Genomic DNA, 18,156 nt, shown 5'->3' with positions numbered 1-18,156 from the left:
GTTCGGATTTACATGTTGACTATTAGACTCTTGAAAGGCGGGAATGGCAGCGTGCTGAGAGCCAGCGTGCGACACCATGATCATCATGATGACCCGCGATTTCATTTGCGATGGAAAAAAGTGTTTTAGAGGAATTCGTCATCGCTACACCAATTTCAGCTTTTTCAAGCATGGAAATATCATTATCCCAATTTCCAATAGCGATCGTATTGGATAATGGAATTCCTGATTGGGCAGCTAATTTTTCGAGTGCATATCCCTTTGATTGATGCAGCGGCATGAGATCCATTGTTCTGCCGCTGGATTCAATCCATTGCGCTTCAACGATGCCTCTGCACCACTGATGTACCTCTCTTCTGTTCTCCTCGTTCTCAATTAGTAAAGTTATTTTCCATATCTCTTTCTCCGGGGGAGGCTGTCCATTAATAACTGGGATGTAGCGATGATCATATGGGAAAAAGACAGGTTCATTGGTTATGTATAATGCATCGTCTACAGACCAGACGACAGGTACGTTCAGCTCTTTTAATTCTCTTGCAAGTATCTGTATTACTTTTTTATCGAAGGAAGCTGCATGAATCTTTCTGCCTTTAGAACCCATTACCCACGATCCGTTAAAACAAGCGAGTCCGTCTATTTCCCCGCACATTTGTTTAATAGGCAAAGCGGTGCGCGGATGCCTGCCCGTTACAAGCGCTACCTTGTTTCCTTCCGCTCTGAAATTTTGCAGTGCTGCTCTTGTGTAGGGCGTTACCTGTTCGGATGAGGTGAGTAGTGTACCGTCTAAATCAATGCATGCCAGCCATGAACTCAAATGAAAGTCCCCCTTATAGTCATTAGTTTCACTCTCATATTACAAAGGAAAGGTGTAACTGCTTCCTTTGATTATTAGTCTATTAGACATTTGTTAAGAATAATCAGTTAATTTATTATATTCGTTTTGTTTTTTTGTAAAAGTTAGTTTACAAGTTAGAAGGAGAGGTTGAGATAACAGAGAAGGTTGTATAAGAGACAGGATCTATCAGTCGCATGAGTTGGGACAAAAGTGACTCAAGTTCTACGACCGGTTCACTTCGCTTCAGGTGGACGCTTTCCGCAGGGACGGCGCTGAGCCTTCTTGAGCCTTGCCCTGCGAAGTCTCAGCTTGCCGTCATGTCCTGCAGGAGTCGCCACCTTCCGCTCCGCTCACCTCATACTACTAAATATAATTGGCCTCATTTTTAGTACTTTTTTCAGTTATGGTCCTACCTCTTTTACTTAAGAAGTTATTTAGAAGTTATTTTGTTTTAACCGCTGCCTTTTCACGCGACATTTCCCTTAATATATATTTTTGAATTTTTCCGGAAGCTGTCATGGGATAGGACGAGACAAATTCAATGTATTTTGGAATTTTGTGATGAGAAATCTTTCCTTTACAGGCATTTCTCAGCTCTTCCGCAGTCAACGTTTCTGAATCCTTTAAAATCACCCAGGCCATCAATTCTTCTCCGTATTTTGCATCAGGCACTCCTATCACCTGGACATCCTGTATGGAAGGATGCTGGTATAGAAATTCTTCCACCTCTCTTGGATAAATGTTCTCACCGCCGCGTATAATCATATCCTTGATCCTGCCTGTAATTTCAATGTAGCCATCGGCATCTAAAACGGCAATGTCCCCTGTGTGAAGCCAGCCATCGGGGTCAATGGCTTCCCTTGTCGCTTCTTCATTTTTATAATAGCCCTTCATAATTAAATAGCCTCTGGCACATAGTTCCCCCGGTGTTCCAGGTGGTACTTCTTCTTGTGTAACAGGATCTATAATTTTCACTTCTACATGTGGATGGGGCTTGCCGACTGTGGACACGCGCTTTTCAATAGCATCATCCCATTTTGTCTGGGTAATCACCGGTGAAGCCTCTGTCTGCCCGTAGCAAATAGTAATTTCGGCAGCGCCCATATCATGAATGACTTTTTTCATCACTTCAATCGGGCACGGGGAGCCTGCCATAATCCCTGTTCGTAAAGAGGAAGTATTGAAACTTGCATAGTCGGGGTGATTTAATTCTGAAATAAACATGGTAGGAACCCCATGAAGAGCTGTACATTTTTCATCCTGTACGGCCTGCAGCACTTTTTTTGGTTCAAACTGTTCGATAATGACCATAGTGGAACCGTGTGTGACCGCCGCCATGTTCCCAAGTACACAGCCAAAGCAATGAAAAAACGGAACTGGAATACAAAGTCGATCCTCTGAAGTAAGGTTCATAAAATCCCCTATTATTTGGCCGTTATTAACGATGTTATCATGGCTGAGCATGACCCCTTTTGGAAAGCCGGTCGTACCGGAAGTGTATTGAATATTAATCACATCATCAGGATGAAGCGCTTTCATTTTTTCTTTTAATTGTTGATCTGTTATCCGCTGCGCGTAAGCCTCAAACTGTCTCCAAGTGAAAATGCCCGGATACTCCTGCTCACTCATTACGATGACGCGCTTCAGATGAGGAAGAGCAGCACAATTAAGCGCTCCTTTTTCTCCTTCAGCCAGTTCAGGGCATAAAGACTGAATAATGTCTATGTAAGATGTGCCTTTAAATTCTTCCCCTAAAATAAGTGTTGTTGCATCGGATTGCTCGAGAAGGTAGTGCAGTTCCTTTTCCTGATAATTGGTATTAACAGTCACAAGGACAGCGCCCATTTTTCCGGTGGCAAATTGACTCAAGAGCCATTGTCTTTTATTATCTGACCATATCGCGACATGCTCCCCTTTTTCAATTCCCAGCCCGATAAATGCTTTTGCGAGTTCATCAGTTTCCTTGTCAAACTCGCTATAGGATCTACGAATTCCTTTTTCCGGATAAACATACGCTTCGGTTTCCGGAAACGCTTTTGCTGTCTGATGAAGCATGTCTCCAACCGTTCGATGTAATAACATCCTAATCAGCCACCTTTGCTTTTTATTCTTAATATTATCATAAAATTCAGACTAATAAAGAAGAAGCCTAATTATTCCCTCTAAAAGAATCGGACATTCTACAGCATAATCTTGCTTTACAAAATTTTCTTTTTGAAAGATACTACTTATGAACTTTCGTTTTCACCCCTCAGTTTCTACCCTGTATAAGGAGGTTTTAAAATAAAGAAGCTGCAAAATACATCTATGTTTCTTTACAAAAAAGTCAATTTAATCATACTCCTGCTGGGTATCGGCATATTCGCTTTCTTTATCGCTGTGGTTCTCCCTGCAGAGTCTGAAAGATCTGAGGAGACTTCAGGAAGCAGCCGGTCTCCGGACACAGGTTTCCTCTATTCATCACAGGAACTGTATTCAATTGCAGATGAGTATGGCGATGAAGGCAGGACCGCTTACATTCGCTCGCGTTTTACATTTGATATCATCTGGCCGCTTGTCTACACATTCTTTTTAACAGCGGCTATTACGTTCTTTATGCGGCCTGTTTCATCCGTCGGTTTAAAAACCCTGAATCTGCTGCCAACTGCCGGCATGCTGTTTGATTTTCTGGAAAATATGGCTGCATCCCTTGTCATGTATCGTTTTCCTTCCTCAACCCCAATCGTTGCACAGATCACTCCAATCTTCACTTTAATTAAGTGGCTATGCATCTATGCAAGCTTCGGATTACTGTTGATTAGTTTGGGGTACTGGGTGTTCATTTCAAGTAGAAAACTTGTCAAAAGATCGAAATGAAAAAAAGCTGCGGCAGCGCAGCTTTCCATTCTAGGTATTTGCAAGATTGAGCCGGAAAATCAAAAATCGTTCATGCTCATCTTTTTCAAAATATCCTGGTACTTTTATGTCTTTTTCTAAATGAAATGCCGTTTTATCGTGAAGAAAATGAATATACTCTGTGGTTGGATAGTATAAAATCAAGTCCACAATCCGCGGATGTTTCTCAGCGGATTTACTAATGTTATTTACTACTTTCATAAAAATTTGTGTGGAAAAAGGGTTAAAGAAATAAAATTTATTTTGGTCTTTTTCGACTTTATATTCTTCTGCTAGACATCTCTCAAAACGAACACTTCCAGCCCGATTTTTCTTTTTTTTCATGTAGTTTGCCTGATTCTCAAGTGCTTCCTGATAAAGAGAACCATTCACTTCAACACCTGTAGCAGTTAATTGAAATTGATGGTGGAAAAAAAAGGGCACTCTTCCTTTCCCGCTGCCAAAATCAACGAGCCCATCCTGTTGATGAAAGGGGTGCTCAGCAGTCAGGGCTTCCAGTGCAGCATAGGGTGTTGCTTCATACCGGTTTTGGTGAATGGAACTGCTCAAAACCTGCAGCCCGCTGGTCGGTCTAATGCTGAGCATCCGGTCATATTCCTGTTCATTCATACTGGCTACTACTCCTTATCCATTTCGATTTGTTCTCAGTATAACGCCCATCATCTCCCGCGTCAGTTTGTTTGAACCGGGGTAAAGACATATGAAAAACAAATTATCCATTCAGGAGGAATACATCATGTCCATTATACCCGAACGGTTCAACGCTCTTGCAGCCATTGACGTACAGCTTGAAAATATTAATCTGGCCATTGCAAGACATCAGGAAGGAAAAGCGGCCATCCTTCAAAATGATTCTGCCTATTACGATGAACGTAAGGACCTGCAGGAAGCAAACGCGTATTACGCTGAAATTGATTTCAGCGATTCGGGGAACGTTCAAAAACAAATGCATGATCTTATTTCCCGTACTCATACCGCTCAACTGCGCTACGACCCATCTGAATATGTGTACCCATGGGTGGACCTGCAGCCGGACGGTACATTAAAAAGCATTTACTCAGGCCGTAACAAAGAGGTAGAAGATGTGCTTCAGGAGGATTATACGGCAGCAGCAAAGCGAAAAGGTGAAATCGAACTTTTAAAGGAAGAAAATGGACAATTAGGATCACAGCTGACCCGCATTGCCAATCAATTTAAATTTAACTGTGAGCATGTTGTTCCGCAATCCTGGTTTGATGAAAAAGAACCGATGAGAGGGGATCTCCACCATCTTTTCACCTGTGAGCCTGTATGCAATTCAATCAGAAGCAATTACCACTATCACGATTTTAAAGATTACTCGCCTGAAGATGCGGGCATTTCTAAAGTAACCACAGGCTGCGGCAAAGCAGAAAATCACTTATTTGAACCGGAATATGCAAAAGGGATCGTGGCACGTGCCATGCTGTATTTTTTTCTCCGCTATAAGGATGCTGCAATTCAAGCGCCCGGCGACGGCATAAATAGAGAAACACTGCTCAGGTGGCATGAAGAGTTTCCTGTCAGTTTATATGAGCAGCATAGAAATCAAGCAATCTATGCCATGCAGGGAAATCGAAATCCATATATTGATTTCCCTCAGCACGCCGAAATTTTCAGCAAGCTCACCTATGAATAAGTCTGCGACCTGAATAAAGTGCCTTCTGATGTTTTTAACCCTACTTTAAAGTGAATAACCTACTATAGAAATTATTTAGAAGGGATGAATCGTTCATGCAAAATTTAAAAGGGAAAAAAGCACTTATTACAGGCGGAAGCCGGGGAATTGGTGGAGCCACTGCTCTTGCCCTTGCAAAAGAAGGTGTAGAGCTTGGTCTCATTGCACGCTCTGAGGAAAGTTTTGATTCCATCCGCAGGTATTTAGATGAAATGGGAGCTGTCTACGCTTTGGCAGCGGCAGATGTTTCACGTGAAACAGAAGTCAAAGATGCCGTTTCCAAGCTTGAACAGACACTCGGTTCCTTTGATATTTTGATCAACAATGCAGGTGTAGGCGCACATGGATCCTTTCTTGAACTTCAAACAAACGAATGGGAAAAAGTATTGAATACAAATGTGATGGGGATTGTGCATGTTACAAAAGCAGCACTTCCCGGCATGATTGAGAAAAACCGCGGGGACATCATTAATATTTCATCGATGTCCGGTCTTAAAGGGACAGAAGGATCAAGTGCATATAGTGCGTCTAAATTTGCTGTGATTGGCATGAGTGAATCTCTTATGCAGGAGGTAAGGCGCAATAATATCCGCGTCAGCGTCCTGACACCAAGTCTGGTGGAAACCGATCTGACACGCGGAAAAGATTCAGGCGAGCGTAACCCCGATAAATTCATGCAGGCAGAGGATCTTGCAGAATATATCACCAGCCTGCTGAAGCTTGAGCAGAGAACCTTTATAAAAACCTCTGCTTTGTGGGGGACAAACCCGTTTTAATAAGAAGGATAGCTGATGAACTGTTCAAAAGAGGCTGGGACAAAACTAAAAAAAGTGTAAAAAATGAGAAAATTTTATTAAAAGTAGTAGGTGAGCGGAGCGGAAGGTGGCGACTCCTGCAGGATATGACGGCAAGCTGAGACCCCGCTAGGCAAAGCCTGAGGAGGGCTCAGCGCCGTCCCTGCGGAAAGCGTCCGCCTGAAGCGCAGTGAACCGGTCGTAGAGCTTGAGACACTTTTGTCCCAAGCTCTTTGTACATGTATGAGCAGGTTCCATCAGAAATAAGCTGCCCCCTTTTTAAAAATAGTCCATGCTTTTATTTGCTTCCCGGCTTCAAAATCAATTTCCCCTTTGTTTTCCTCGACTGCATAAGCTCATGGACAATCGCAGCTTCTTCAAGTGAATATACTTCTCCCACCGTCAGTTTCAGCTTTCCCTGTGCGACCCAAGTCAGCAGCTCTTTCATGCTTGGCTGCAGCAGCTCGGGCTTCCTCATAATTTGGGGAAGAAAAAAGCCGATCACGGACTGGTTTCTGGCCATTAAGGAGGAAGGGTTGAATTTACTTTGCTCTCCGCTCGCTACTCCATATACGACTAGGCGGCCAAAGGTACCCAAACATTTTAACGTCTTATAAAAAACGTCTCCACCTGCCATTTCCAGTGCAAGATGCACCCCTTTTCCTTCTGTGGCATCAAGCACTTCCTGTTCCCATCCATCCTTCGTATAATCAACAAGTACATCAGCGCCCATTTCTTTGGCAAGATCCAGCTTTTCATTTGAGCTTGCTGTAGCAATCACTTTTCCTGCACCAAATATTTTTGCCAGCTGAACCGCTATCGTGCCGACCCCGCCAGCCGCTGCGTGCACAAGGACGGTTTCTCCTTTTTCAATTCTTCCCATCGTTTTCAGGATATGATACGCGCTCAATCCTTGCAGGGGCAGAGCCGCAGCTAAGGTAAAGTCCAGTTCATCAGGGATCGGGATGATCGACCGTTCATCTGTTACGGCGTATTCTGCATATCCTCCAGATTGAATAAGTGTGACAACTCTATCCCCTTTTTGTACACTTTTGACCCCGGACCCTGCATCGATTACGACGCCCGCTGCTTCAGCACCCGGTATAAAGGGAAGCGGAGTAGGAACCACATATTGTCCCTCTCTTCTGGCAGTGTCCGCATAATTAACGCCTGCTGCATGAATTTCAATTAATACTTCATTCTCCTTTGGCACCGGCTTTTCAATTTCTACCTCTTGAAGCACTTCAGGTCCGCCATATTCTTTCAGTTGAATTGCTTTCATCTTATTCGCTCCTTTAATTAGCATACATATTGCTCTTTTTCGTAAAGCCGATCTGCTATTGTGCGTGAGATCTGTACAGAAGGACAGGATGATAAATAGCTGCTGCATTCCCGAATTGTCAAGCCGATCAGTTTTTCCCTCTTTTCACCTTCTGTAAGTTCCGTGATAAGCTTTCTTGAAATGCGTTCAGATTCCCATATCGCTTTTTCTACAGCCACCCTCATTAAATCTATTTTAGCTGCTTCTTTTTCCTGCCCGTTCTTCAGAATCGCTTTCTCTGTGCGGCAGACGGTTGATTCGGCTGCATACAAGTGAACGGCAAGATCAGCTAGACCCATTAGCGCTTCCTGCTCGTGAACAAGGGATGGACCCCATTTTTCATATACCAGTCCTGCGTTCAGCAAAAACAAGCTGCGAAGCGTCTGAACCGCTGCTTTTTCTTTGCTGATTACTCCCTGTTCTATTACGGGAGGCTGCTGTAAATGATGAAAAGCCTGTTCTGCCATTTTCGCAATATCGACTTCTCCCTTCATGGCTTTTCGGAAAAAGTGAGTAGGGATCAGCAGCCGGTTAATCTCATTGGTCCCTTCAAAAATACGGTTAATTCTCGAATCACGATACATTTGCTCGATGCCATATTCCTTTATATAGCCTGCGCCCCCGTGCAGCTGAAGCGCTTCATCTGCCGCCCAATCCAGCGTTTCTGAGCCGTACACCTTGCAAATCGCACATTCTACTGCATATTCGCCCATCTGTCTGCCGATCCGTTTAAAATCTGTTGAATCGTACAGATCCCCCATTGCTTCTTCCAACAGTCCTGCTGTCCTGTACTGCACAGATTCTGCAGCATAAATTTGTGCCGCCAGAGAAGACACTTTTTGCTTTGTGGCAGGAAAACTGGCAATTTCCTGTTTAAACTGCCGGCGTTGTTTAACAAATTGGATGGTTTTCTGCAGCCCGGTTTTTGCAGCCCCCATACAGGCAGAACCTAAGTTAAAACGTCCGAGATTCAGTACATTCAGGGCAATGACATGCCCTTTCCCTTCTTCCCCCAGCAGGTTTTCTTTAGGCACCCTGCAATCCTCAAACACCACAGACCGGGTCGAAGAACCTTTTATCCCCATTTTTCTTTCCTCCGGTCCCAGTGACAAGCCGGGATGGTCTTTTTCCACGATAAAAGCAGTAAAATGAATCCCATCCACTTTTGCATAAACAATAAACGTATCCGAAAAAACTGCATTCGTGATATAAATCTTGGTGCCATTAAGTAGATAATGGGTGCCTTCCTCATTTAAAACCGCTGTCGTTTGTGCAGATAATGCGTCAGACCCTGCCTCCGGCTCCGTTAAACAATAGGCTCCAATCCATTCTCCGGAAGCAAGCTTTGGCAGATACTTTCTCTTTTGCTCTTCTGTACCAAAATACGTAATGGGAAGTGTGGCAATGCAGGTATGATTGGAGTGAGCGACTCCATATCCGCTTGCTGGTCCCACCATTTCTCCCACGATTCCTTTGCTGATTTTATCAAGTCCCAAGCCACCGTATTGTTCAGGAATGCTATGAGCAAGCAGCCCTGCTTCGCCTGCTTTTCTCATCAGAACAGGAATCTGTTCAAATTCCTGGTTTTCTATTTTTTCATTTAAAGGAGCTACTTCTTTTTGTACAAACTGTCTTGCTGAAGAACCGATCATTTTATGTTCATCTGTAAAATCTTCCGGAGTAAAAGGGAGCTCTTCTTTAGTATCTGCGTACAAAAATCGGGATCCCTTATTTTGCAGATCAACCTGTTTCATGTTGTGACCTCCTTATGTTAGCTTGCTTCACTTGCCCATCTTGCAGGACTGGCACCAGAGACGATATATTTTTTCTTGAGGCAAATTCCAGCTCTTCGCGAACGTCATATTGGGCAAACAGTTTCCCAACTTTTGAGAGTGAAAGGATCTTGTACGATTCCTCAGACTGCCCCCTGTAAAGCTTCCAGGCTGTCTTGGCAGCGTCCGTCAGTTCGACCGCATCTGCCCTTTCTGCTGCGGTCAAGCATTCAATAAAATGACCAGCGCCATACACGTCTTCTAAACTGACTTCTCCTGAATTCCCTGCACATACGACCAGGACCGTTTGTTGGTTTCCATAGTGCTTTACCGCTTGAGCGACTGCTGAATTATTAAGCAGACAGGCAATATGGACATGCTTTGCTGCGGCAGCGTTTTTTAATGCAATGGTCCCGTTTGTGGTAGATAGAATAAGTGTTTTCCCTTTTATTTTAGTGCGAAGATGAAGAGGACTGGGGTACTCGAAGCCTTTAATTGACTTTGCATGCACTTCCCCTGCCAGAACCACTTCTTTTTCCTGATATGCTGCAGCGAGGTTTTTTCCCTCATCACATGTGAAGACCGGAATAACACTTTTGGCACCGTCCATTAAGGCAGCCGTGATGGTAGTGGTTGCCAGCAGGACATCGATGACGACTGCTGTTTTATTTCCTTCCTGCAGCTGCTCTTTTTCCAGATCTTCTTTTTTAAACAGAACATGAACCTTCATCTCTTTTGTACCGAAATCATTGAGGCATGGGTGATCAATGTTTTTACAAATTGATTAAAGTGAGCAAAACGCGGATCACGGGTCTGCCCATTTTTATAGCGGAAGTAAATTTGCTGACAAATGACCGCAAGCTTAAAGTACGCAAAGGTTAAATAGTAGTGTATCTCACTAACATCACGGCCGGTTTTTATCGCATACTGCTCAATAAATTCATCCCTGGTCATAAACCCTTCCTGAACCGTTACTGATGGCTTGCCCAGACCATTTTTAAGTGATTCAGGGTCGTCTTGCTGCGTCCAGTAGCTCATCGCAGCACCCAAATCCGCGAGAGGGTCTCCAACTGTCGCCATTTCCCAATCAAAAAGTCCCTCCATTTTTTCCAGTTTCGCATCAAACATGGCATTGTTCAGCTTATAGTCATAATGAATGATAACAGCCCGCTGACTTTTCGGCAGATGTCGTTTGAGCCACTCCTTAAGCTGGTCAGCCTCTTTAATTTCCTCAGTCTTAGCACGTTCATACCGATTCAGCCAGCCGTGCACCTGTCTTTCCATGAACCCCTCAGGAGAACTGATCTCCCCAAGTTTTGTTTTTGTATAGTCAATGGCGTGTAAATCTGCAAGGGTATCCACCATTAGGGTCGAAAGCTTTTTCCGGTGCTCAGGAGTCACACTCATTTCTTCGGGAAAAGAGTGGTCAATTACGATTCCTCGCTTTCTCTCCATCAGAAGGAATGGACTCCCGACAATAAACTGATCATCTGAAAACAAAAGCGGCTCGGGAGCCTGTGAAAATAGTGGATGGATCTGAGTAAGGAGCTGGTACTCCCTTTTCATATCATGGGCTTTTGGCGCAATTGGCCCGTGCGGAGGTCTTCTTAAAACCGCTTCCCACTCCCCCATTTTCAGCTCGTAGGTTAAATTTGAATGACCCGCCCAAAACTGCTGAACTTCAAGAGGAGCCTGCGGCAGGTCATGCAGATTCTCTCTTAAAAATGATTCTAATTCTTTTATATTGAGACCTTCACCCTGCTTTACAGGAATGGTATCCTTTGACTGCATCAGACGGTACCTCCTTGTGCGGCATGAACGGCCAGTTTGTTTTTCAGCTCTTCAGGAATGGAAGCACTGCTCTGACTTTCAAAATCAAAATAGACGATGACAGCATTTCCCTTTGCAATTTGTTCACCCGTCTGAGCGCACAGAATCTGATGATCAAGTTCAAAGCTTTTAGTACCGATTCGGGAAATACTTGTAGTGATGGTTAAAACCTGATTAAAGTACCCCTGATTAATAAAATCACATTTTGTAGAAGCTAAAATAAAATTCCAGCGCTTCACATCCATGGGATAGCCGAGAGAGGAAAAAAAGTGAATTCTTGCTTCTTCCAAGTAGATAAAATAACTGGTATTATTCACATGTCCCAGTGCATCCGTTTCACAAAAGCGGACCGTTACTTCTCTTTGTTCCATCACTCAATCCCCCTTTAGTTCTTAGCTTTTTCATAGGTGTACCAGCCTTTGCCGGTTTTTCTGCCAAGCTCGCCTTGATTAACTTTTTTCAGTACACAAGGGAACGGTTTATCTTCCGGATCTCCAGTTTCCTGGTACCGCTGCTCCATGACAAACGCAGCCACATCAAGACCGGATAAATCCATCAGCTCAAAGGGGCCGATGGGATGGTTGAGGGCCTTGCGGCAAATCAGATCAATCTCTTTAAAATCTGCAACGCCTTCTTCATACAAATAAACGGCTTCTTTTTGCAAGGCTCCTAGAATCCGGTTAGCCACAAAACCAGAAATTTCTTTTTTCAGTAAAACAGCTGTACGGTTCATACGCCTGCACACTTCCATCGCCAAATCGGCGGTTTCCTCGGAGGTATCCCGGCTCATCACCACTTCCACGCAGTCCATCAAAAGAGGCGGAAAGAAGAAGTGCATATTCACAACCTTGTCTTTTCGCTTAGTCGCTCCTGCAATTAAACTGTTCACAATGGTTGAACTATTCGTTGCAAAAATGGTATGCGCAGGGGCAAATTTCTCAAGCTTTTGAAATACTTCTCTTTTCACTTCAAGCTTCTCTGTTACAGCTTCAATGACCAGGTCTGCCTGATGAACTGCCTCTTCCAAATCCACGGTAAAGGATAAATAGTTAAACGCTTTCATTTTTTCGTTTTCGGTTATTTTCCCTTTAGCAATCCACCTGTTCATAATAGAATGCAGAGAAGCTTCCGCATTTTTTAACGAATTTTCACTTACATCCTGAATAATGGTCCTATAGCCCGCCAGTGCGGAAAGCATCCCGATCTGATGGCCCATACTCCCCGCTCCAATGACAGTCAGGTGCTTTACATTGTGTTGAACCATGAATGTTCCTCCTTTGTACTAACCGGTTAGTATGTTTTATAGAATAGAAGAATAGATTCTTCTATTTATGAATGCCTGTTAAAATCATATTCGTAAAAATCCGCGCCACTTCTTCTTCAGACAAATCCCCTTCCGGACTGAACCACTGATAGCTCCAATTCGCCATTCCGAGAACGCCAAATGTTGCAATGGATACATTTAGATCCTCCTGGAATTCTTTTTTTTCGATTCCTTCCCGGAGAAGCTGTTCGATTTTCACACGGAATGCGTCCCTCTTGGGTATAATTTTAGACAGCCGTTCATCATTCAGATTCCTCATTTCCCTGAAGAAAACCTTTGCGCTGGCTCCCTGGGTTTTAATATTGTGGAGCAGCATCAAAATGAGGTCATACAGCTTTGTCTTGCAATCAGTTTCTTCCTTGCTCAGAATTCGTTCCTGCTGCTCAAGCAAGTCATCTATATAGCGAAGCTGAATATCCATCAGCAGCTCTTCTTTACTTGAAAAATAATAATAAAAGGTTCCTTTCGTTACCCCGTTTGCCTCTACAATGTCTTGTATTGACGTTTCGCTGAAGCCCTTTTTTTCAAACAAGATAATGCTTTGCTCTGTTATTTTTTCCTTCATGTCTGCTTCACGCCTCTGTTATGAAATAATTGCTTGAATTATATCATAAGGTTCTTCTCATGAACTGCTTTTCCTTTTCTATGGCTGCCTTTACATTGCATGAGTGCCGCCATCTACGACCAGCACATCTCCTGTGACATAAGCAGACGCTTTAGATGCGAGGAAAAGAGCCGCGCCTTTTAAGTCATCTTCTGTACCAAAGCGCTTTAGCGGGGTGCCTTCTAAAATAGGATTCTTTCCATTTTCAATAATGGTTTTAGACATTTTCGTAGGGAAAAAGCCAGGTGCAATGGCATTTACATTAATATTGTGTTTTCCCCATTTAACAGCAAGATCTTTTGTCAGGGTAATGACGGCGCCTTTACTTGTATTGTAGCCAATGGTGTCCATTACTCTGGGATCTGTTCCTCCGAGTCCTGCTACAGATGATATATTAATAATTTTGCCTTCCTTTTGCTCAATCATTTTTCTTCCTGCCGCCTGACTCATTAAGAATGTTCCTGTAACGTTCACGTTCATTACTTTTTGCCAGGCTTCATACGGCATCTCTTCAGCGGGCGCCCCCCATGTAGCGCCGCTGTTATTAACAAGGATATCAATGCGGCCAAAATGCTGTACAGTTTGATTTACCACCCTGTTTACATCAACGGGATTTGAAATATCACATTGCATTGCCAGTGTTTTTACTCCAAGCTTTTCAAGCCGGTCTGCTGTTTCCTGACACGCTTCAAGCTTTCTGGAGCAAATGGCAATATTCGCTCCCGCTTCTGCAAAACCCTCTGCAATTTGAGCACCCAATCCTCTTCCACCGCCCGTAATAAGAGCCGTTTTTCCTGTTAAATTAAATAGCTCCAGTACATTCATAGCCATCCCCCTTTTCTTTTGATTTATTGATATTTCTTGAGTTCAAGTCTGCCAATCTGCGCCCGGTGAACCTCATCCGGACCATCTGCAAGACGCAATGTGCGGGCGTTTGCCCACTGTGCCGCTAAAGGAAAATCCTCCGATACCCCGGCTCCTCCAAGTGCCTGAATCGCCCGGTCAATTACTTTAAGCGCCATGGAGGGAGCTACGACTTTAATCATGGCAATTTCAGCTTTTGCCACTTTATTGCCAGCCGTATCCATCATATAAGCTGCTTTGAGTGTTAATAATCTGGCCTGTTCAATTTCAATTCTTGAATCAGCAATCCATTCTTTAATGACACCCTGGCTAGAGAGCGTTTTGCCAAAAGCGGTTCTATGCTGAACGCGCTTACATAATATTTCAAGCGCTCTTTCAGCTGCTCCGATCAGGCGCATGCAGTGGTGGATACGCCCAGGTCCAAGTCTTCCCTGGGCGATTGCAAACCCCTTTCCTTCCCCTAAAAGAATATTTTCTGCAGGTACTCTGACTTGATCAAACGTAATCTCTGCATGACCATGGGGTGCGTGATCATATCCAAAAACAGGAAGCATCCGTTCGATTTTTACCCCTGGGGTATCAAGGGGCACCAGGATCATGGATTGCTGTTCATAACGGTCTGCTGAAGCATCTGTTTTTCCCATTACGATAGCAATTTTACATCTTGGATCGCCGGCACCTGAGGACCACCATTTCTTCCCGTTAATGACATACTCATCTCCGTCTCGATCAATCCGGGCTTCAATATTAGTCGCATCAGATGAAGCAACATCCGGTTCTGTCATTGAAAAACAGGATCGGATCGTCCCATCGAGAAGTGGATTCAACCAGGTTTTTTTCTGCGTTTCTGTGCCATAACGCACCAGCACTTCCATGTTTCCAGTATCAGGTGCATTGCAATTAAAGATTTCCGGAGCAATCAGTGAACGGCCCATCGTCTCGCATAATGGAGCATATTCTACATTTGCCAGCCCTGCCCCGTATTCACTTTCCGGCAAAAATAAATTCCATAGCCCTTCTTTTTTTGCTTTTTGCTTTAGCTCCTCCATAATGGGGGGAACGCAGCTCCAGCGAGTTTCTCCACTACCCAGCTGCTGCCCATATACGCGTTCATTTGGATACACATAGTTTTCCATAAATACCTGCAGCTTTTCGTCCAGCTCCATTACTTTGGAAGAATACGAAAAATTCATCATTCTCACTCCTTCACTAACTAACCGGTCGGTATGTACAATTAAAGTATAACGATTCTCCACAATTATTCAACTTTTTTCTGAAAAATCAAAATAAAAAACCGTTTCATTTGTAAGAAACGATTTTTTAAGCGAATTCCTGTTTTCATTTTGCAATATGCTCCGCAAACAATGCTTCAAATGCCTGATTACGCTTCAGCTGCTCTTCCTTGGCTGCCAGATCATATTTTTTCAGCAGATGAAAAAGTTCATTCAGCGTTTTTTGATCAGGATTCGATTTCAGCAATTTTTCCGATCCGGTATAAATGGACTGAGGCAAATGAGCTTTCTGGCTTTGCAGTTTATTTGTTACATCTTCCTGTGAATGGTCAATCTTACATGACATTATGATCACCCTTTACTTTTTTATAGATTGCTGATTACATCAAATTTCCCAGTGGAATGGTACCACTGTTATTGTCGCACTTTGCTGGCTTTATCACCATTACTAAAATCGCATGGATCTATTTTATTATTTAAAAATAATATTGTTTTCATTTCATTCTCAAGGAAATTCTTGTTACCAGGAATCGAGTAACCATTTAATGCTATTTATTTAATAATATTTTAATGGATTTTCCAATTACGCAATTAAATTTATTTATGAAATCAAATAGAATAATAGGATTTTTTTGTTAAACTTCAGGGTCATTATGCCGATATAACAAATGGTTATACATATTTTTAGGAGGTTTTTGGATGAAATTACGCAATAAGGTAGCCGTTATTACAGGCGGGGCAGATGGAATTGGAAAAGCAACAGCACGTAAATTTGTGGAGCAGGGGGCGAAGGTAATTGTAGCCGACGTCAATGAAGCAATCGGACAGGAAACCGTCAATGAACTTACCTCTGCCGGCGGGGAAGCTTCTTTCTTGAAAACAGATGTGACTGATTATACGCAAGTTGAACAACTGATTGAGTATGCGGTTCAAACATTCGGCAGCATTGATATCATGTTTAATAACGCAGGCATTGGCATTAATAAGCCTTTCTTACACCACACGCCAGAGGATTATCACGCCGTTGTGAACGTAAATCAGCATGGTGTTTATTATGGAATGCTTGCTGCTGCGAAGAAAATGAAAGAGCTTGGAGTAGAAGGTGTTATTATCAACAATGCATCTGTATTTGGCTTTGTTGCTACCCTTGGAATTACGGGCTATCAGGCTGCAAAAGGTGCAGTTGTCATGCTGACAAAGCACGGTGCGCTGGAATTAGCTCCGCATAATATCCGCGTTGTCGGCGTTGGCCCTGCAGCTGTGAACACGAATATTGTAAAAGGGTACGAACAAGCAGGCCTACTTGATTATATGAAGCGTCAGCAGCTGACACGTGAATTAATCGAACCTAATGAGATCGCAGATGTAGTTGCGTTCCTTGCTTCTGATGAAGCCAGAGTATTAAACGGTTCTGTTGTCATGGCAGATGACGGTTTTGCCAGCTTCAAATCAGATATCCGGCCATAAAATTTACTGATTGAGGGAGAAGCACATGCATAAAATTCAACACATGCTGGAGGAAGATTATAAAAAGAAAAATCTGCTGATGTTCAGTGCTTTTTCTATTTCTCTTGTATTAGCCTTATTAAAATCAATCGCCTCAAAAGAAATGAGCACGATTCTTTTATTTTCAGCTGAAATCTTCACTTTCGTTTTGGCTTATGTGATTTTTCAGAAAGTATTGAAGAAATATGTTGTTTTCCCCTACATCAGTGTCATTCTGGTTAATTTATTTACGATGACCGGCATTTTTATAGCTGGCGGGGGCTGGACGGTTATCTTAGTTACGATCTTTTTGGCTATTTTTTCAGTTGTTCAATTCAACAAAAAAATCTTTGCGATCGGGTACAGTTTGGGGCTTGCCACACTTATCCTGACGCTGATATTCGGGACAAAAGAAACCGAATCGATTGCAGCGAACATCCCTACTATCTTTTTAACGTATCTTCTTTCAGGACTGATCCTGATTGTACTTATCCATTTAAACAGTTCAACTGCTAGGGAGATTAAAAATCTAATTCTTGCAGCAGAAGAAAATGCGGAAGAACAGAAGCTTCAAAAGGAAAAGCTTCAGGTACGGGTGCAATCTATCCTTCAAGGCGTGACAGATACGAATGAACGGATTCAAAATAATTTAATCGCACAAAATGAAATGAGAGCCGGCTTGAATGAAGTATCCGCTGGCAGTCTGCAGCAAAGCGAACAAATTACCAACATTTCTACCAATGCAAGCCTTTCACGGGAAGTCATGCACAAACTTCAGGGGCTTATGAATGAATTGTCGTTGGAAGCAAAACAGACGAAGGAAGTTACTTCTTCAGGTGAGGAAAAAGTCTCTTTATTTAACCGGGATGTTCAGGAGATTCACTCGTTTATTTCAGATTTAAATCATACGTTTTATCAGCTAAGTGAAAAAATAGAAGAAACCAACTCTTTTTCTGACACCATTAAGCAAATCTCAGAACAAACCAATCTTCTTGCTTTAAATGCATCCATTGAAGCGGCACGTGCCGGTGAGGCGGGGAAAGGTTTCTCTGTTGTTGCGGAAGAAATACGCAAACTAGCGGAAACCACAAACCGGACAGCAGAAAGCATTACGAAGAATTTAATCCAGGTCAGTAAGGATAACAGCGCTACCCTAAATAAAATGGAAATCAGCGAGAAAAAAGTAACAAGCATGCTGGACTCTTCAGCTCATATTGTTCAGTACTTTGAGCAGCTTACTTCCATCTTCCAAAAAATAACGATGAATCTTCAAGAGACTGAAAAAATCTCTCTACATGTAGTAAATACTGGTACAGAGGTTGAGCAGTCCACAGCTGAATTAGCGGCGATCTTAGAAGAGGCAAGTGCGAATTTAGAAGAAATGAACGCGACCGTTGAAAATCTGACAGATGATAATAGAAAAATTGCCGTCGCGATGGCTAACACCACGCAAAGCGCCAATGAGATCTTAGAGGATCGCTAATGCAAAAAAGAAGCCCTATCG

Annotated in this window: 18 protein-coding genes; 5 read left to right on the top strand and 13 right to left on the bottom strand. The window is 43.0% G+C overall.

The genetic code is table 11. The features are described 5' to 3' along the window. Positions 1-22: 22 nt before the first annotated feature. A complete protein-coding gene (locus ACQCT8_RS07780) occupies positions 23-814 on the bottom strand; it encodes an HAD family hydrolase (protein WP_426869970.1) in 792 nt (263 codons plus the stop codon). Positions 815-1,276: 462 nt separating this feature from the next. Next, positions 1,277-2,917 carry an AMP-binding protein gene (locus tag ACQCT8_RS07775; RefSeq protein ID WP_426869968.1) on the bottom strand — a complete coding sequence of 547 codons (1,641 nt, stop codon included), beginning with the start codon at positions 2,915-2,917 and terminating at the stop codon, positions 1,277-1,279. A 225-nt stretch (positions 2,918-3,142) separates the two neighbouring features. Between ACQCT8_RS07775 and ACQCT8_RS07770 the strand changes: the two genes are divergently transcribed. Then, positions 3,143-3,691 carry a hypothetical protein gene (locus ACQCT8_RS07770; RefSeq protein WP_426869966.1) on the top strand — a complete coding sequence of 183 codons (549 nt, stop codon included), beginning with the start codon at positions 3,143-3,145 and terminating at the stop codon, positions 3,689-3,691. Positions 3,692-3,721: 30 nt separating this feature from the next. On the opposite strand, the gene ACQCT8_RS07765 is transcribed toward ACQCT8_RS07770, so the two are convergent. Beyond that, positions 3,722-4,339 (bottom strand): SAM-dependent methyltransferase, encoded by a 618-nt coding sequence (locus tag ACQCT8_RS07765; protein WP_426869964.1) that lies wholly within the window; start codon positions 4,337-4,339, stop codon positions 3,722-3,724. A gap of 91 nt (positions 4,340-4,430) precedes the next feature. Between ACQCT8_RS07765 and ACQCT8_RS07760 the strand changes: the two genes are divergently transcribed. Both ACQCT8_RS07760 and ACQCT8_RS07755 read left to right on the top strand, forming a co-directional pair. Then, entirely contained in the window at positions 4,431-5,387 is a 957-nt protein-coding gene (locus ACQCT8_RS07760; protein ID WP_426869963.1) for an endonuclease I family protein, read from the top strand. A 95-nt stretch (positions 5,388-5,482) separates the two neighbouring features. Further along, entirely contained in the window at positions 5,483-6,202 is a 720-nt protein-coding gene (locus ACQCT8_RS07755; protein ID WP_426869961.1) for a 3-ketoacyl-ACP reductase, read from the top strand. Positions 6,203-6,518: 316 nt separating this feature from the next. Here the strand turns inward: ACQCT8_RS07755 and ACQCT8_RS07750 are convergent, their stop codons facing one another. From ACQCT8_RS07750 to ACQCT8_RS07705, 10 genes are all read right to left on the bottom strand, one after another. Continuing rightward, entirely contained in the window at positions 6,519-7,502 is a 984-nt protein-coding gene (locus ACQCT8_RS07750; protein ID WP_426869959.1) for a quinone oxidoreductase family protein, read from the bottom strand. A 17-nt stretch (positions 7,503-7,519) separates the two neighbouring features. Then, a complete protein-coding gene (locus ACQCT8_RS07745; protein WP_426869957.1) occupies positions 7,520-9,295 on the bottom strand; it encodes an acyl-CoA dehydrogenase family protein in 1,776 nt (591 codons plus the stop codon). Beyond that, the gene (locus ACQCT8_RS07740) at positions 9,282-10,043 is read right to left on the bottom strand and encodes a 2-phosphosulfolactate phosphatase (protein WP_426869955.1); all 762 of its coding nucleotides are present in this window, start codon (positions 10,041-10,043) and stop codon (positions 9,282-9,284) included. Before ACQCT8_RS07740 ends, ACQCT8_RS07745 begins: the two co-directional genes overlap by 14 nt. Beyond that, positions 10,040-11,104 carry a phosphotransferase family protein gene (locus tag ACQCT8_RS07735; RefSeq protein ID WP_426869954.1) on the bottom strand — a complete coding sequence of 355 codons (1,065 nt, stop codon included), beginning with the start codon at positions 11,102-11,104 and terminating at the stop codon, positions 10,040-10,042. Before ACQCT8_RS07735 ends, ACQCT8_RS07740 begins: the two co-directional genes overlap by 4 nt. Next, the gene (locus ACQCT8_RS07730; protein ID WP_426869952.1) at positions 11,104-11,514 is read right to left on the bottom strand and encodes an acyl-CoA thioesterase; all 411 of its coding nucleotides are present in this window, start codon (positions 11,512-11,514) and stop codon (positions 11,104-11,106) included. The genes ACQCT8_RS07735 and ACQCT8_RS07730 overlap by 1 nt, the downstream gene beginning before the upstream one ends. Positions 11,515-11,528: 14 nt before the next feature. Continuing rightward, positions 11,529-12,407 carry a 3-hydroxyacyl-CoA dehydrogenase family protein gene (locus ACQCT8_RS07725; protein ID WP_426869950.1) on the bottom strand — a complete coding sequence of 293 codons (879 nt, stop codon included), beginning with the start codon at positions 12,405-12,407 and terminating at the stop codon, positions 11,529-11,531. Positions 12,408-12,468: 61 nt separating this feature from the next. After that, the gene (locus ACQCT8_RS07720; protein WP_426869948.1) at positions 12,469-13,032 is read right to left on the bottom strand and encodes a TetR/AcrR family transcriptional regulator; all 564 of its coding nucleotides are present in this window, start codon (positions 13,030-13,032) and stop codon (positions 12,469-12,471) included. Positions 13,033-13,122: 90 nt separating this feature from the next. After that, positions 13,123-13,896: an SDR family oxidoreductase gene (locus ACQCT8_RS07715; RefSeq protein WP_426869946.1), complete on the bottom strand. Its 774-nt coding sequence runs from the start codon at positions 13,894-13,896 to the stop codon at positions 13,123-13,125. Positions 13,897-13,919: 23 nt separating this feature from the next. Beyond that, the gene (locus ACQCT8_RS07710; protein ID WP_426869944.1) at positions 13,920-15,128 is read right to left on the bottom strand and encodes an acyl-CoA dehydrogenase; all 1,209 of its coding nucleotides are present in this window, start codon (positions 15,126-15,128) and stop codon (positions 13,920-13,922) included. Between the two features lie 145 nt (positions 15,129-15,273). After that, positions 15,274-15,513 (bottom strand): hypothetical protein, encoded by a 240-nt coding sequence (locus ACQCT8_RS07705; protein ID WP_426869942.1) that lies wholly within the window; start codon positions 15,511-15,513, stop codon positions 15,274-15,276. 353 nt (positions 15,514-15,866) lie between these two features. Between ACQCT8_RS07705 and ACQCT8_RS07700 the strand changes: the two genes are divergently transcribed. Together ACQCT8_RS07700 and ACQCT8_RS07695 are read left to right on the top strand one after the other, a co-directional pair. Beyond that, positions 15,867-16,634: an SDR family NAD(P)-dependent oxidoreductase gene (locus ACQCT8_RS07700; protein ID WP_426869940.1), complete on the top strand. Its 768-nt coding sequence runs from the start codon at positions 15,867-15,869 to the stop codon at positions 16,632-16,634. A gap of 25 nt (positions 16,635-16,659) precedes the next feature. After that, on the top strand, positions 16,660-18,135 hold the full coding sequence (locus ACQCT8_RS07695) for a methyl-accepting chemotaxis protein (protein ID WP_426869938.1): 1,476 nt from the start codon (positions 16,660-16,662) through the stop codon (positions 18,133-18,135). Positions 18,136-18,156 lie beyond the last annotated feature (21 nt).

It is taken from the genome of Jeotgalibacillus proteolyticus, from assembly GCF_050107735.1.
In the GTDB taxonomy this organism is placed as follows: domain Bacteria; phylum Bacillota; class Bacilli; order Bacillales; family Jeotgalibacillaceae; genus Jeotgalibacillus; species Jeotgalibacillus proteolyticus_A.
This window is presented reverse-complemented; position numbering and strand designations above follow the sequence as displayed.